The sequence below is a fragment of the Clavibacter sp. CT19 genome (genome assembly GCF_027858075.1).
Lineage (GTDB): Bacteria > Actinomycetota > Actinomycetes > Actinomycetales > Microbacteriaceae > Clavibacter > Clavibacter tessellarius_A.
In genome coordinates, this window is record NZ_JAQHYR010000005.1 from 144,440 (window position 1) to 161,013 (window position 16,574).

A 16,574-nucleotide genomic window follows, 5' to 3' on the forward strand; every position below is an offset into this window, starting at 1 on the left:
CGCCGCGCCCCGTCACCGGGCGGCGGCGGCTCCGCGCGGCGCGCGCACGCCGACGGCGCGAGCGTCGGCCGGCTCCCGCGCGGCACCGGCCGCGTCGGCCGCGCCTGCCGCACCGTGCGCGCCTGCCGCACCGTGCGCGTCTGCCGCACCGTGCGCGCGCACGACGTGGTCGGCGATGCTCGCCAGCTTCTCCCGCGTCTCCTCGAGCTCGCGCGCCGGACGGGACGACCCCGTGACGCCCGCGCCGGCCTGCAGCCACGTCGCGTCGCCGCGGCGGAACAGCGTCCGCAGCACCAGCGACGCGTCGAGCGCGCCGTCCGCGTCGATGCGGAGGACGGCACCGGCGTAGAGCCCGCGGTCGCCTCCCTCCAGCCGGCGGATGAGGTCGAACGCGGCGCGCTTGGGGACGCCGGACGCGGTCACGGCCGGGAACAGCGCGGCCAGCGCGTCCCAGGGCGTGAGCCCGTCGACCAGCTCGCCCGCCACGCGGGAGGCCAGGTGCTGCACCGATCCACGCTCCTCCACCACCATGAACTCCTCGACGCGCACGCTGCCCGGGCGGCACACGGGCGCCATCTCCTCCACCGCGAGCTTCACCGAGATGGCGTGCTCGTGGATCTCCTTGACGTCCGCCAGGAGCTCCTCGCGCAGCCGCCGCGACTCGCCGGCGTCGGCCACGAGCGCCCGCGTGCCGGCGAGCGGCTGCGTGCGCACGGTGCCCCGGGCATCCACGGCCACGACGATCTCGGGGCTGAAGCCCACCGCCTCGACGCCGCCGAGACCGAGCAGGTAGGAGCGCGCGGGCGTGTTGGCCCGGCGTCCGCGCACGAAGGTGGCGGGCAGGTCCACCTCGCCCGTGACGGGCACCCGACGCGACAGGACGACCTTCTGCAGCTCCCCCGCGTGGATCGCCGCGATGCCCTCCGCGACGGCCGCCAGGTAGCGTGCGCGCCCGTCGTCGGGGTCGGCGAGGCCGGAGCGCTCCGGCTCCGGCTCCGGCTCCCGCTCCGCCGCGGGCGCGGGCACCGACTCCGCCACGGGCACGGGCACCGGCTCGGCCACGGGCATCGGCTCGGGCGCCTGGAGGATGCGGACCACCTCCGCCGCCTCGCGCGCGTCCCCCGAGCGCACGGTGGCGCTGCCCGCCGCGAAGAGCACCTCCGTGCGCGGCAGGATCACGTGCAGGAGCTCCCCCGCCTCCTCGGCGACCGGCATGCCCGCGTGCGCCCGCGCGAGCTCGAAGCACGCGGTGCCGTAGGCGCGACCGCGATCCGGGCCCAGGCCGTCGAGCAGCCGCTCCACCTCGCGGAGGGGCTGCTCCCGCCACGGCACGACCACGTCCTCCTCGCCGGCGACGCGCAGGCGGACGGTCCGTCGGTCCACCACGACCTCGGCCCACGCGCCGATCGCGCAGGAGAACCGCCCCGCCTCCTCGAGGATGACGTGCGGCTCGTGGCGGAAGGTGCGCGCGAGGTCGGCGGCGGCGCCGAGCGGGTCGCGGGTGATCGACAGCTCGGTCGCGCGGGTCACGGGGGCTGCGGGCATGGGGACTCCTTCAGGCGGGGCGGGGGACGGACGGGATGCCCGGGGCGGACTGACCGCCGGGGACGGGACGATCGCCGCGGACGGCGGACGGGATGCGGGGGACGGCGAGCCACGCGCACGTGAGGACGAGGCCGTCGATGACGAGCCAGCTGCCGCGGTAGGCGGGGAACGGGATGGGGCCGGGTGCGCTCCGACGCGCCGTGAACGCGCCGCCCGGGTGGAGCGTCACGTGGAGGTCGGGGAAGCCGAGCCATTCGCGGTAGCGGGCGTAGTGCGCCTTGCCCACGGACTCCTTGGCGCTGAAGAGCACGCAGTCGGCGTGCACGCCGGGCCCGAGCGGCGGATCCGGATGGCGCTCGGCCGCGGTGCCGACGATGTCCCGGGCGTCCCGGGGCAGGGGCGCGTGCGGCTCGGCGTCGATCCCGATGGTGCGGAACGCGTCCGTGCCCGCGACGACGGCGGCCCGGTACCCCGCGCAGTGCGTGAGGCTGCCGACCACCCCGCGCGGCCAGACCGGGTCCCCGCCCACGCCCTTCGGGATCGCGACCGACGCGTCGTCCCGGACCGCGGATGCGCCCGGGGATGCGCCCGGGGCTGCGGCAACGGATGCGCCCCCGGCGAGCGCCGCGAGCGCCGTGCGCGCGCAGGCCCGGGTCGCCGCGAACTCGCGCCGACGCGACGGGACGGCGCGGGCCACCGCGACGGCCTCGGCGGGGTGCAGGGCGTGCTGGCCCGCCGGTCCCCGCTCCTCCGCCAGCACCGCGCCGGCGGGGAGGATCGCCTCAAGCACCGCGGCCGTCGTCGCCCGCGGCCAGCAGCGCCGCCACCCGGGCCTTGTCGATTTTGCCGACGGCGGTGAGGGGCAGCTCGGGCAGCACGACCACCCGGTCCGGGTGCTTGTACGCCGCGACCCCGAGCTCGCGGAGGTGCGCGACGACGGCGCGGCGGTCGGGCGCGGGGCCGGTGCAGGCGATGACGGCGACGGCGCGCTCGCCCAGGTCGGGATCCGGCACCGACACCACGGCCGCCGCGCGCACGGCCGGCAGCGCCAGCAGGTAGCGCTCGATCTCCGCCGCCGCGTACTTCTCGCCGCCGCGGTTGACCTGGTCCTTGGCGCGGCCCGTCACCACGACGTGTCCCGACGGGAGGAGCCGCACGACGTCGCCCGTGCGGTAGAGGCCGTCGGGCGTGAAGGCCGTCGCGTCCGCCGCGGGGGCCGCGTGGTAGCGCGTGAGCGTGCACGGCCCGCGGGTCTCCAGCTCGCCCGGCTCGCCGTCGGCCGCGAGGGAGCCGTCGGCGGCGCGGATCCGGAGCACGTCGTCCGGCGAGGTCGGCCGGCCCTGCGTTCCCCAGCGCAGCTCGGGCGGATCGTCGAGGGCGGTCATGCAGATGAGCCCCTCGGCCATCCCGTAGACCTGCTGGAGCGTGGCGCCGAGCGCGGGCTCGAGGGCGCGCGCCGTGACGTCGTCGAGCCGGGCGCCGCCGACCTGGACGACGCGGAGGCTCGAGAGGTCGGCCGTCGTGTGCGCGGCCTCGTCGATCCACGCCCGCGCCAGCGTGGGGGTGAGCGGCACGTGGGTGACGCGCTCGCGGGCGATCAGCGCGAAGGCGGTCGCGGGATCCGGATCGGGCGCGACCACGACGGTGCCGCCCGCCCCCAGGACGCCGAGCACGCCGGGGCACGCGAGGGTGAAGTTGAAGGCCACGGGCAGCACGGCGAGTAGCACCGAGTCGGGGCCGATGCCGGACGCGCGCGCCGCCGCCCACGCGTTGTAGGAGTAGTCCGCGTGATGGCGCGGGATCAGCTTGGGCAGGCCCGTGGTGCCGCCCGAGTGGAGGAGGAGCGCGAGCCGGGGCTCGCCGTCGGGCGCGACGGGAGCGAGCGCGGGGGCGGTGCGTCCGTCTTCGCCACCGAGCTCGCGGATCCGCTCCCAGGTGAGCGCGCCCGCGACGCTCCGGGGGCCGTGGACGATCACGAGGTCGAGCCCGGGGCAGGCCGCGCGCACGCCCTCCGCGAGGTCCCGGCCGTCCTCGCGGCCCACGCGCTCCGCGACGACCATGCCGCGCGCGCCGCTGCCGGACGCGAGGTGGGCGAGCTCCATGTGCCGGTGGGCGGGCATCGCGTGCACGGGCACGGCGCCGGCCCGCACGAGCGCGTTCCACACGATGACGAAGGCCGCGCCGTCGGCGAGCTGCACGAGGATCCGGTCGCCGGGGCGGATGCCCGATGCCACGAGCCCGCGCGCGGCGAGGTCGACCTCGGCGTCGAGCTCGGCGTGGGTCCAGCGACCGCCGCCGCCGACGAGCGCCGTGCGGTCGGGCACGCGGGCGGCGCTCCGCCGCAGGATGCCGTCGAGCCGGACGTCCGGCTGCCGCCCGGCGGCGCGGGCGTCCGCGACCACGCCGGCGGCCCAGGCCGCGCATCCGCCCTCGGGCTCCCCGCCGGGACGCCCCTCGTGCTCGCGCTCGTGCTCGTGCATGCGTGGGGCCTCCCTCGTGCCGTGGACGGTCGCCGCACGGACGCGACGACCGGCCATATGATAACGATTCTCAACAGACCGAGCCCGAGGAGCGTGCACATGACCGAGCGGATCCCCTCCGGCCCTCCCGTCGAGCTGCTGCGCGACCAGGTCGCCCGCGCCCTGCGCCTCGACCCCGCCGAGGTCGGCCTCGACGACGACCTGGTGGACCTCGGGCTCGAGTCGACCGCGCTCATCCGCCTGGCCGGACGCTGGCGCCGGGAGGGCCGCGCGGCCGACTTCGCGCGGCTCGCGGCCGACCCCACGATCCGCGCGTGGGAGCGCCTGCTGGGCGCCGCGGCGGATGCGGCGGATGCGGCGGATGCGGACGCTCCCGCCGCGGCCCCCGCTCTCGACCCCGAGGCGCCCTCCCCCCTCACCCCGCTGCAGCACGCGTACTGGCTCGGTCGCCAGCCCGGCCAGCCCTCCGGATCCGTCGCCGCGCACTTCTACGTGGAGCTCGACGGGGCGGAGCTGGATCCCGATCGGCTGCGCGCGGCCCTCGCCGCCCTGGTCGCGCGGCACGCGTCACTGCGGATGCGCTTCCGGGACGACGGCACGCAGCAGCCGCTGCCCGCCGGCGAGGAGCCGCCCGCGGCGCGGCTGCGCGTCCACGACCTCCGCGGCCTCGCCTCCGACGCGGTGGCGGAGCGCCTGGCGCGGATGCGCGACGCGGGCACGCACCGCCGCATGGACGTCGAGCGCGGCGAGGTGCTCCGCGTCGACCTGACGCTCCTGCCCGGCAGCGACTGCCGCCTGCACGTCGACCTCGACATGCTCGCGGGGGACGCCATCAGCCTCCGGGTGCTCCTCGCCGACCTCCGCGCGCTGGTGGAGGAGCCCGGGCGGCCTCTCCCCGCGATCCGCCGCGACGTGCGCGCGGAGCTGGCCGCCCGGGCGGCGCGCGCCGAGGCGTCCCGCTCCTCCGCCGACGCGCGGTGGTGGCGCGAGCGCGTGCCCGAGCTCCCCGCGGGCCCCGCGCTGCCGGTCCGGGCCGACGCCGCGCCGGCCGCCGCGGAGCGCGCCGACGCGCCGGGATCCGCGGTCGCGCCGCGCTCCCGCCGGCTGCACCACCGCATCGGGCAGGACGAGCTGCGCCTGCTCGAGGCCGCGGCGCGCGCCCGCGGGCTGACGGTGGCCGCCGTGCTCGCGACCGCGTTCGCCGAGGTCGTCGCCGCCTGGTCGGCCGAGGCCCGCTTCCTCCTCAACCTCCCCGTGCTCGACCGCGGCGACGAGGAGGGGCTGGAGCTGCTCGTCGGCGAGTTCAGCACCTCGATCCTCCTCGACGTCGACCTCTCGGAGGAGCGGTCGTTCCGCGACGACGCGCGGCGGATCCAGCAGGGCGTCCGCGAGGCCGTCGCGCACGCGGGCTACGGCGGCGTCGACGTGCTCCGCGACCTCGCGCGCCGCGACGGCGGGAGCCCCGTGCTGGCCCCGGTCGTGTACACGAGCGCGATCGGGCTGGGCGAGCTGTACGACGCGCCCATCCGCCGCGCGCTCGGGGAGCCGGTCTGGATCATCTCCCAGGGCCCGCAGGTGTGGCTCGACGCGCAGGTCACCGAGCTCGAGGGCGGGCTGCTCGTCAACTGGGACGTGCGGGTCGACATCCTCGAGGAGCCGGCGATGGAGGCCGCGTTCCAGGCGTACCGCGGGCTCGTCGACGGCCTGGTGCACGAGCGGCCGGGTGCGTGGGACCTGCCGGCGCTCGCGGTCCCCGCCCCGGGCGACGTGCGGGCGCGGCTCGCGCGCGAGCGGCCGGCGCCGGCGCCCGATGCCGGCGGCGCCCTCCTGCACTCCGCGTTCCTCGCGCGGGCGGCGGAGGATCCGGCGCGGACGGCGCTCGTCGGATCCGACGGCCGCGCGGTCGCGTACGGCGAGCTGGCGGAGCACGCGCGCCGGGTCGCCGGGCTGCTGCGCGCGGAGGGCGTCGGCCCCGGCGCGACCGTGGCGATCACCGCGCCGGCCGGCCCCGATCGCGTCGCCGCCGTGCTCGGCGTGCTGCTCGCCGGCGCCTGCTACGCGCCCGTGGGACCGGACCAGCCGCCCGCGCGCCGCGCCGCGATCCTCGGGAGCGGCATCACCTGCGTCCTCGCCGACGACGAGCTGGTCGCCGTCTCCGCGGCGGCCGCCGGCCCGGGCGGCCCGCCCGTGCTCGCGCTCGGGGCCGCCCGCGATGCCGTGCCGCTGGCGGATCCCGTCGCCGTGGCCCCCGACTCCCCCGCCTACCTGCTCTTCACGTCGGGATCCACCGGTCGGCCGAAGGGCGTGGAGGTCCCGCACCGGGCCGTCGTCGCCACCCTCCGCTCCCTCGCGGTCGTCGCGCCCGTGGGCCCCGACGACCGCACCATCGCGCTCTCCGCGCTCGACTTCGACCTCTCCGTCTACGACCTGTTCGCGGCGCTCTCGGTGGGCGCCGCCGTCGTCGTCCCCGCCGAGCACGAGCGCCGCGACGCCGACCGCTGGCGCGAGCTGGTGCGGGCGCACGGCGTCACGGTCTGGAACACCGTGCCGGCGCTCCTCGACATGCTGCTCACCGCGACCGCCGAGGGGCCGCTGCCCCTCCGGCTCGTGCTGCTCGGCGGCGACGTCGTGGGGGCGGATCTGCCCGGCCGGCTGGCCGCGTGCGCGCCCGCCGCGCGCCTCGTCGCGCTCGGCGGGATGACCGAGGCGACCATCCACTCCACCGTGCACGAGGCCCGGCCGGATGACGCCGCGGATCCGGCGTCGTCCGCGCGCGGCCTCCCCTGGGGCGACCCGCTGCCCGGCGTGCGCCTGCGGGTCGTCGACGAGCGCGGCCGCGACCGCCCCGACGGCGTGCCCGGCGAGCTGCTCGTGGGCGGGCACGCGCTGGCCTCGGGCTACCGCGGCGATGCCGAGCTCACCGCCGCCCGCTTCCCGACGATCGACGGCGAGCGCTGGTACCGCTCGGGCGACCGGGCCGCGTACCGCCGCGACGCGTCGGGGCGGCCGGTGCTCGAGTTCCTCGGCCGCGCGGACCACCAGCTGAAGATCCGCGGGCACCGCGTGGAGCCCGGCGAGGTGGAGGCGGCGCTCGCCTCGGCCCCGGGCGTGCAGCGCGCCGTCGTCGTCGCGGTCCAGGGCGCGCTCGCCGCGATGGTGGTGCCCGAGCCCGGCGCGGTCGTCGTCCCCGACGAGGTCGCGGCCCACGCGGGCGCCCTGCTCCCGCCGTCCATGGCGTGCGCGCGCGTGATCGTGCGGGACGCGCTGCCGCTCACGGCCAACGGGAAGGTCGACCGGGCGCGCATCACCGCCGAGCTCGCCGAGCGGCCGGCCCCCGCGCCGCGCGTGGACGACGCCCCGCTGACGCCGGAGGAGCGGCTCGTCGCGCGCGTCTGGACCGGTCTGCTCGGGGCCCCGTGCGGACGCGCGGACTCCTTCTTCGCCGCGGGCGGCGACTCCCTCCAGGCGACCCGCAGCGTCGCCGCCCTCCGCGCCGCGGGCGCGACGGACGCGAGCGTGGCCGCGCTCTTCCGGCACCCGGTGCTGGCCGACTTCGCGGCGACGCTGCACCTCACGGAACCGGAGCCCGCGGACGCGCGCGCCCGCATCGTGCCGGACCCCGCGCACGCCCACGACCCGTTCCCGCTCACCGACGTGCAGCGCGCGTACGCCGTGGGCCGCGACCCCCGCATCCCGCTCGGCGGGGTGGGCACGTACCACCACACCGAGTTCGACGGCCGGGGCCAGGACCTCGAACGCCTCGCCGCCGCGTTCGACGAGCTCGTGCGCCGCCACCCCACGCTCCGCACGGTCATCCACCCCGACGGCACCCAGCGCGTGCTCGAGGAGGTGCCGCCCGTGCACGTCGACGTGCGCGAGGTGCCGGCCGACGCGGATCCGGATGCCGTGACCCGCGAGCTCGCCGCGTTCCGGGAGCGCACGTCGCACCGCCGCCACGACCTCGCCGTCTGGCCGCTCTTCGACCTCGACGCCGTGCGCTACCCGGATGGCCGGGGCGGCACCCGCACGCGCATCGGGATCGGCCTCGACTACGCGGTCGTCGACGCGCTGTCGATCATGATCCTGTACACCGAGCTCGACCTCCTCGTGCGCGGGCTGCCGCTCCCGCCCGCCCCCGCCGAGCTGACCTTCCGCGACTGCGTGCTCCAGACCCGCCCGGATCCGGAGCGGCTGCGCGCCGACGAGGAGCACTGGCGCGCACGGCTCGCCGACATGCCCGACGCCCCCAGGCTGCCGCTCGCCACCGCGGATCCGGCCCCGCGCTTCACGCGCCGCGCGCACCGCTTCGACGCCGGGTGGTGGACCGCGTTCCGCGACCGCTGCCGGGCGGCCGGGCTCACGCCCACGAGCATGCTCGCGACCGCGTACGGCCACGTGCTCTCCCGCTGGACCGGGCAGCGCGACCTCACCATGACGCTCACGCTCTTCGACCGGCGCGACGTGCATCCCGACATGCCGCGCCTCGTCGGCGACTTCACCGGGCTGACCCTGCTCGACCACCGCGCCGCGGACTCCGCGGCCGAGGCCGCGCGCGGGCTCCAGGAGCGCCTCGCCGGCGACCTCGACCACCGCGAGGCGCCCGCGTCGTGGATCCTCCGGGAGCGGGCGCGCCTCCAGGGCACGGCCGTGGCGCCGGTGCCCGTGGTGTTCACGAGCGCGATCGGGGTCGGCGACGGCGGCAGCGCCGGCATCGGCCACGGCGTCTCGGCGGACGTGTCGGGGTCGTTCGGCGAGCGGATCCACGGCGTGTCCCAGTCCCCGCAGGTGCTCCTCGACGTGCAGGTGCTGGAGGACCACGGCGGGCTGCGGATCGACGCGGACGCCCGCGACGACGCGTTCCCGCCCGGCCTCGTCGAGGCCCTCGTCGCCGCCTACGTGGCCACGCTCGAGCACCTCGCCACGGCCGACTGGGACGCGCCGCTCCCCGCGGATCCGCCCGCCGACCAGGCGCGCGCCCGCGCCGCGGCGCCCGCGGCCCCCCGACCGGGCCGGCTCCTGCACGACGGCGTGCACGAGGCCGCGCTCCGGGCGCCCGACGCGCCCGCGCTCATCACGGGCACGGGCGCGTCGGCACGCGTCGTGACGCACGGGCAGCTCGCCGACCGCGCCCTCCGGATCGCCGGCGCGCTCCAGCGGCGCGGCCTCGGGCCGGGCGACCTCGTCGGCATCACGCTGCCGCGCGGCGCGGACCAGGCGGCGGCCGTCCTCGGCGTCCTCAGCGCGGGTGCCGCGTACGCGCCCATCGGCGTCGGCCAGCCTCCCGCCCGGCGGCGGGCGATCCACCGCGCGGCGGGCATCCGGCTGGTCATCGCCGACGACCCGGCCGCGGCGGGCGGCGACGCCCCCGACGCTCCCGCCCTCCTCCGCCCGGCCGACGCGGCCGCGGAGGAGCCGCTCGCCGCGCCGGTGCGGCCCCCCGTGTCCGCGCTCGCGTACGTCATCCACACCTCCGGCTCCACGGGCGAGCCCAAGGGGGTGGAGATCGCGCACGACGCGGCGTGGTCCACGGTCGACGCGGTGGGCCGGATGCTCGACATGGGCCCGGCCGACCGGATCCTCGCCCTCTCCGCCCTCGACTTCGACCTCTCCGTCTTCGACGTGCTCGGCGTGCTCGGCGCGGGCGGCGCGCTCGTGATCCCCGAGGAGGGCGAGGAGCGCGACGCCCCGCGGTGGCTCGACCTGGTGCACGAGCACGGGGTCACGCTGTGGGACACGGTGCCGATGCTGCTCGACATGCTCCTCGTCGCGGCCGACGACCGGCCCGGCCTGCTCGGTACGCTCCGGGCGGCGCTCGTCTCCGGCGACCGCGTGGGCACCGACCTGCACGGGCGCCTGATCCGCGCGGCCGGGCCCGACACGCGCCTCGTCGCCCTGGGCGGCGCCACCGAGGCCGCCATCTGGTCGAACTCCTGGGAGGTGGACGGGCCGCTCGACGGCTGGGCGTCCGCGCCCTACGGCCGCCCGCTGCCCGACCAGGCGTTCCGCGTGCTCGACGCGTCCGGCCGGGACTGCCCCGACTGGGTGCCCGGCGAGCTCGTCATCGGCGGTCGCGGCCTCGCCCGCGGCTACCGCGGCGACCCCGCGCGCACATCCGCCGCGTTCGTCGAGATCGACGGCGGGCGCTGGTACCGCACGGGCGACACCGGCAGGTACCGGCCCGGCGGGATCCTCGAGTTCCTCGGCCGCGCGGACCGCCAGGTGAAGCTCGGCGGGCACCGGATGGAGCTCGGCGAGATCGAGGCCGCCCACGCGGCCGCGCCCGGGGTGCGGCGCGCGATCGCGCTCGTGGTCGACGGGACGGCCGGTCGGCGGCACCTGCACGTGGCGATCGAGCCGGACGACGGGCACGACGCGGCCGCCGTGCTCGCCGCGGCGACCGCGACGGCCGCCGACCGGCTCCCCGCGTACGCGATGCCGCGCCGCGTCCACCTCGTGGACGCGTGGCCGCTCACCGCCAACGGGAAGGTGGACGTCCGGGCGCTCGGGCGTGCGCTCGCGGATGCGGACGCCGAGGCCGATCCGGCGCGGCCCGACGCCGCGACCAGCACCGACGCCGACGCCGCCGCGCGCCCCGCCACGCCCGCCACCCCCACCGAGGCCGCCCTCGCCGAGCTCTGGTCCGGGATCCTCGGCACCCCGCCCGCCCCCGACGCCGGCTTCTTCGCCGCGGGCGGCGACAGCCTCGCCATGCTCCGGCTCGTGACCGCGGCCCAGCGCCGCTTCGGCGTCGACGCGGGCGTGCGCCGCTTCCTCGAGGAGCCGACCGTGCGGGCGTACGCCGCCTGCATCGACCGCCTGCGCGTCGCACCCGCGACCGCCGCCCCCGCGACCACCACCCCCGCATCCGCCCCCGCGGACGCACCCGCCCGCACGCCGGCCCCGGCCGGCACCGACCTCTTCGAAAGCGGAGACCTGTGAACGCTGAACAGCTCATCGACGACCTCAACGCCCGCGGCGTCCGGCTCTGGGCGGAGGACGGGCGGATCCGGTTCCGCGGCCCGCGCGGCGTGATCGACGACGACCGGCGCGAGCTCATCCGCCGGCACCGGGACGACGTGCTCGCGATCCTCGACCGGCGGGCCGCGACGGGCGCGGACGACGCGGGCCCCGGCGAGGCGGCCCCCCGCGCCGACCCGGCCGCCGCGCACGACCCGTTCCCGCTCACCCCCGTGCAGACCGCCTACCTCCTCGGCCGCACCGACGCGTATCCGTACGGCGGCGTCGCGTGCACCGCCGACCTCGACCTGTCGTGGCCGGCGTCGACGGATCCCGCGCGCATCGTCGACGCGTGGATCCGCCTGGTCGCGCACCACGGCATGCTCCGCGCCGAGATCCACCCCGACGGCTCGCAGCGCGTGCTCGCCGACCCCGGCCCCGTCGAGGTGCCGGTCGACGACCTGCGCGGCCTCGGCACCGCCTCCATCGGGCACCGCCTCGACGCCGTGCGCGCCGAGCTCGCGCAGGGCACGGGCGGCGACCCCGGCTGGCCGCGCGTGCGCGCCGTCGTGACCCGCGCCGACGACGCCGTGCGCCTGCACCTGGCCGTCGACCTGCTCGTGATCGACCACGCCAGCCTCCAGCTCGTGCTCGACCAGCTGCGCACGCTCGTCGAGGATCCGGCCGCCGAGCTGCCCGGATCGCCCGACGGCACCGGCTTCCGCGACTGCGTGCTGGCCCGCCGCGCGCTCACGGCGTCGGCCGCGTACGAGCGCGACCGCTCCTACTGGTGGCGCCGCCTCGACGACCTGCCGCCCGCGCCGGAGCTGCCGCTCGCGGACCACGACCCGATGGCCGCCCCCGCCCGGTTCCGCCGCCTGTCGGCCGTGCTCGACCCCGCCGCCGCCCGGCGCCTCGACCGTGCCGCCGCCGACGCCGGCGTGACCCCCACGGGCGTCCTGCTCGCGGCCTACGCCGAGACGATCGGCCGGTGGAGCCGCGGCGCGCGCTTCGTCCTCAACCTGCCCGTCTCCGAGCGCGGCGGTCTCGCGGCCGGCGCCGAGCACGTGGTGGGCGACTTCACGTCCGTCGAGCTGCTCGAGGTCGACCTCACGGAGGACCTCCCCGCCGTCGAGCGGATGCGGGCGCTCTCCGCCCGCCTGCTGGAGGACCTCGCCCACCCGCTCTGCGGCGGCACCGAACTGCTCGCCGAGCTCACCCGGCGACGCGGCGGCGACACGCGCGACGTGGCGCTCGCGCCCGTGGTCTTCACGAGCGCGCTGGCCGGCGACGCCGCGAACGCGCCCACGGGCGACGGCGGGCGGATCACCGCGGCCGTCACGCGCACGCCTCAGGTGTGGATCGACTGCCAGGCTCTCCGCGTGCCCGACGGCCTCCAGCTCAGCTGGGACGTGCGGGAGGGCGTGCTCGCCGGCGGCGTGGCCGACGCCGCGTTCGGCGCCTTCATCGCGGCCGTCCGCGCGCTCGCCGACGACCCGGGCGACTGGGACCGGCCGGTCGCGGTCGACCTGCCCGCCGACCAGCGCGAGCTGCGGATCCGCGTGGGCGACACCGGGGATCCGGTCGCGCCCGCGCTCGTGCACGAGCCGCTGCTCGCGGCGGCGGAGGCCCGGCCCGACGCGCCCGCGGTCATCGCGCCCGACCGCACGCTGACCCACGACGAGCTCGTGCGCCGCGCGGCCGCCGTCGCCGCGCGGCTCCGCTCCACCGGGCACCGCCGGGGCGACCGCGTGGCGATCGTGGCCGCGCGCGGCTGGGAGCAGGTCGTCGCCGTCGTCGGCGTGCTCCTCGCGGGCGGCGCCTACGTGCCCGTGGACGTGGCCCAGCCCCGGATCCGCCGCGACACCGTGCTCGCGGACGCCGGCATCCGGCAGGTGCTCACGCAGCAGGCGCTCGTCGGCGCGCCCGAGGACTGGCCCACAGGGATCGAGCGGATCGCGGTCGACGCGCTCGAGCCCGCCGCCACCCGGCCGGCCGCCGCCGCCGGGCGCGACGGCGTCGACCCGGGCGACCCCGCCTACGTCATCTACACGTCCGGATCCACGGGCACCCCCAAGGGCGCGATCCTCTCCCACCACGCTGCCCACAACACGCTCGTCGACATCCGCGAGCGCTTCGGCGTCGGCCCCGACGACCGCGTGCTCGCGCTCGCCGGGCTCGGCTTCGACCTGTCGGTCTTCGACGTGCTCGGCGTGCTCGGCGCCGGCGGCGCGCTGGTGCTGCCCGACCCGCGCCGGCGCGACGACCCGTCGCACTGGGCGGCGCTCATCGCCCGCCATCGCGTCACGCTCTGGAACTCCGTGCCCGCGCAGGCGCGCATGCTGCAGGACTACCGCGACGCGGTCGCGGCCACCGGCGGCGCGGCGGCGGGGGACGCCCCGAGCACGCTGCGGCTCGCGCTGCTCTCGGGCGACTGGATCCCCGTGACCCTGCCCGACGCCATGCGCGCCGGCCACCCGGAGCTCACGGTCGTGAGCCTCGGCGGCGCGACCGAGGCCGCCATCTGGTCGGTGCACCACGTGATCGACGAGGTCGACCGGCTGCTGCCGAGCATCCCGTACGGCACACCTCTTCGCGGCCAGCGCCTGGCCGTCGTCGACCACCACGGGCGTGACCGGCCCGAGGGCGTGCCCGGCGAGATCCTCATCCGCGGCGCGGGCGTGGCGCTCGGCTACCTCGGCGACGCGGAGCGCACGCGCGCGCGCTTCGGCGTGGATCCCGCCACGGGCGACCGCGAGTACCGCACGGGCGACATCGGCCGCTACCTGCCCGACGGGAGCATCGAGCTCCTCGGGCGGGAGGACGCGCAGGTGAAGATCCGCGGCTACCGCATCGAGCTGGCGGAGATCCAGGCGGCGGTGCTCGCCCAGCCGGGCGTCGCCGACTGCGCCGTGCAGGTGGCCGAGGGGGCCGCGGGCCGCCACCTCGTCGGGATCGTGCAGCCCGAGCGGATCGCGCCGACGGAGGCGCCCGACGACGACGCCCCCGCCGGCGCCGCGCGCGCCGCCCTCGCGGTCGCCGCGGCCGATGTGGACACCGACGCCCTCGGCGCCTTCCTCGCCGGCTTCGACGAGCACGCGCTCCTCGTGATCGAGCGCACGCTCGCGGCGGCCGGCGCGCTCGTGGACCCGGCGATCCCCCTCACGGACGACGAGGTCGCCGGCCTCCTCGGCGCGAGCGACGCCCACCGCGTCGTGGTGCGCCGCTGGCTGCGCGCGCTCGCGCGACGCGGGCGCATCGAGCGCGACGACGACGGGCGTCACCGCGGCGCGCTCTCCCCGGATCCGGAACGGGTCGCCCGCGCCTGGGCCCGGGTGGAGGAGGCCGAGCGGGAGATCGGCTGGAGCGCCGAGCTGCTCCGGCACGTGCAGGCGTCGAGCCTCGCGCTGGGGGACCTCGTGCGCGGCGACCTCGACATCGCGGAGCTGCTCTACCCGGGCGCCCCGAGCGACGCGATCGGCGCGGCCTACCGCGACAACCTCGGCGTGCGGCTGCTCACCGCGGCGCTGACAGCCGCGGTCGTCGCGCTCGCCGACCGGCACGACGCCCGCGGCCACGGGCCGGACGAGCCGCTTCGGATCCTCGAGGTGCGCGGCGGCGTGGGCGGCGCGGCCGACCAGCTGATCCCCGCCCTCGCGGGCCGCGCCGTCGAGTACGTCTTCACCGACCCCTCGATGTTCCACGTCGGCGAGGCGCGCGAGCGCCACCCCGACCGGCCCGGCGTGCGGTTCCAGGCCTTCGACCCGGCGGCCGACCCCCTGCCGCAGGGCCAGCGTCCGAACTCCTACGACGTCGTGATCTGCTCCAACGGCCTGCACGGCGTGCCCGACGTGCCCGCCGCGCTCCGGCGGCTGCAGGGGCTCCTCGCCCCGCACGGCCACCTCGCCGTGATCGAGAGCACGCGCGAGGACAACCCGCCGCTCATGATCGCCACCGACTTCATGGAGGTGCGAGCCGGCGGCCCGGCCGACGCCCGGCTCGCCGGCGACGCGCTGCTCTTCGAGGCCGCCGAGTGGCGGACGATGCTCGGCGACCTCGGCGCCCGCGGGATCCAGCAGGTGCCCGCCGACGAGGATCCGCTCTCCGGCCTCGGCCAGCACCTCCTGCTCGCGCAGGTGAAGGCCGACCGCGCGCCGCTCCGGGCCGCCTCGCTCCGCCGCCACGCCGCCGACCGGCTGCCGGAGTACATGGTGCCGCGCCGCTGGCAGGTGCTCGACGCGCTGCCGGTCACCGCGAACGGCAAGGTCGACCGGGCGGCCCTCGCCCGGCTCGCCGAGGACCAGGCGCCGGCCGCCGCGGTCGCCGCCGGATCCGACGCGCCCCGCGACGACGTCGAGCGCCGCCTCCAGGAGCTGTGGGCGGAGCTGCTCGGCCGCCCCGGCATCGGCCGCGACGACGACTTCTTCGCGCTCGGCGGCGACTCGCTCCTCGTGGCGCGCCTCGTCGGCCGGATGCGGGAGCAGCTCCCCGAGGTCGTCGACCTCGAGTGGGACGTGGTGCTCCGCCACATGCTCCGCCGGCCCACGATCGCCGGGCTCGCCGGCTACGTGCGCCAGGCCGGGCAGGGCGCCGCGGGCGAGCGGGACGCCCCCGCGACGCCGGCGGTGAGCCTGCTCTCCGGATCCGGCCAGGGGCCCGCCACCGTGCTCGTCCACGCGGGGATCGGCACGATCATGCCGTACCGCGCGCTCATGACCGAGATCCGCCGCCGGTCCCGCGGCACCGGCTCGCTGTACGGCGTGGAGGTCCCCGACCTCGACGCCTTCCTCGACGCCGACCCGCACGGGCTCATCGACCGGATCGCCGCGGAGTACGCCCGCGAGCTCCTCGCCACCGGGATCCGCACCTTCCACGTCGTCGGCTACTGCCTCGGCGGCCTGGTCGCCACCGAGGTGGCGCGCGCGCTCACGGAGGTCGGCGCCGACGTGGCGTCGTTCACCGCGATCAGCAGCCACAGCCCCGCGTTCCGGCTCGACGACGAGATGGTGTCCGAGTACTCCTTCGCGATGATGATCGGCATCGACCCCGTCGACCTCGGCTTCCCCGCCGACCCGTGGCGCATCGCGGCGGCGGGCGCGCGCATCCTCGAGAAGACCCCGGGCGTCATGCCCGTGGACGGCTACGCGTCGCTCGACGGGGAGTTCGCCGACATCGGCCGGGCCTTCCTGGAGCTGTCGCGCATCCCGCGCCGGGCCCGCATCGCGCGGATGTGCGAGGTCGTGCCGCCGGCGTCCGGCAGCTACACGCCGGAGCAGATGACGCGCTTCTTCCGCACCTTCCGGCAGAGCGTGTTCGCCATCACGCGCTACCGGCCGGATCCGTACGCGGGCGACATCACGTTCCTCCGGCACAGCGGCGCGTACCCGTTCCCGGGCAGCCGGGAGGCGGTGACCGACTACTGGGAGGAGCTCGCGCTCGGCGAGCTCGACATCGTCGACATCCCGGGCGACCACTACGACTGCCTGTCGGTGGAGCACGCGCCGCGCGTGCTCTCGATCCTCACGCGCGTCACGGGCGGGGCGGTGATCGCGTGATCGCGGTGCCGTCGGCCCTCCCGCGCCTCACGCGCCG

5 protein-coding genes are annotated in these 16,574 nt (G+C 78.0%); 2 read left to right on the forward strand and 3 right to left on the reverse strand.

What is annotated here, in order from left to right:
- Positions 1-12 precede the first annotated feature (12 nt).
- The 3 genes from PED38_RS07845 to PED38_RS07855 are packed head-to-tail and all read right to left on the reverse strand — an operon-like array spanning position 13 to position 4,025.
- Positions 13-1,545: a salicylate synthase gene (locus PED38_RS07845; RefSeq protein ID WP_270980703.1), complete on the reverse strand. Its 1,533-nt coding sequence runs from the start codon at positions 1,543-1,545 to the stop codon at positions 13-15.
- A gap of 10 nt (positions 1,546-1,555) precedes the next feature.
- Positions 1,556-2,335, reverse strand: a complete 780-nt coding sequence (locus PED38_RS07850) for a 4'-phosphopantetheinyl transferase family protein (RefSeq protein WP_270980704.1) — start codon at positions 2,333-2,335, stop codon at positions 1,556-1,558.
- Positions 2,328-4,025, reverse strand: a complete 1,698-nt coding sequence (locus tag PED38_RS07855; protein ID WP_270980706.1) for a (2,3-dihydroxybenzoyl)adenylate synthase — start codon at positions 4,023-4,025, stop codon at positions 2,328-2,330. The genes PED38_RS07850 and PED38_RS07855 overlap by 8 nt, the downstream gene beginning before the upstream one ends.
- Positions 4,026-4,124: 99 nt before the next feature.
- On the opposite strand from PED38_RS07855, the gene PED38_RS07860 reads away from it, so the two are divergent.
- Both PED38_RS07860 and PED38_RS07865 read left to right on the forward strand, forming a co-directional pair.
- Positions 4,125-10,964 carry a non-ribosomal peptide synthetase gene (locus tag PED38_RS07860; RefSeq protein ID WP_270980708.1) on the forward strand — a complete coding sequence of 2,280 codons (6,840 nt, stop codon included), beginning with the start codon at positions 4,125-4,127 and terminating at the stop codon, positions 10,962-10,964.
- Positions 10,961-16,537 (forward strand): non-ribosomal peptide synthetase, encoded by a 5,577-nt coding sequence (locus PED38_RS07865; protein WP_270980710.1) that lies wholly within the window; start codon positions 10,961-10,963, stop codon positions 16,535-16,537. The genes PED38_RS07860 and PED38_RS07865 overlap by 4 nt, the downstream gene beginning before the upstream one ends.
- The last annotated feature ends 37 nt before the right edge of the window (positions 16,538-16,574 follow it).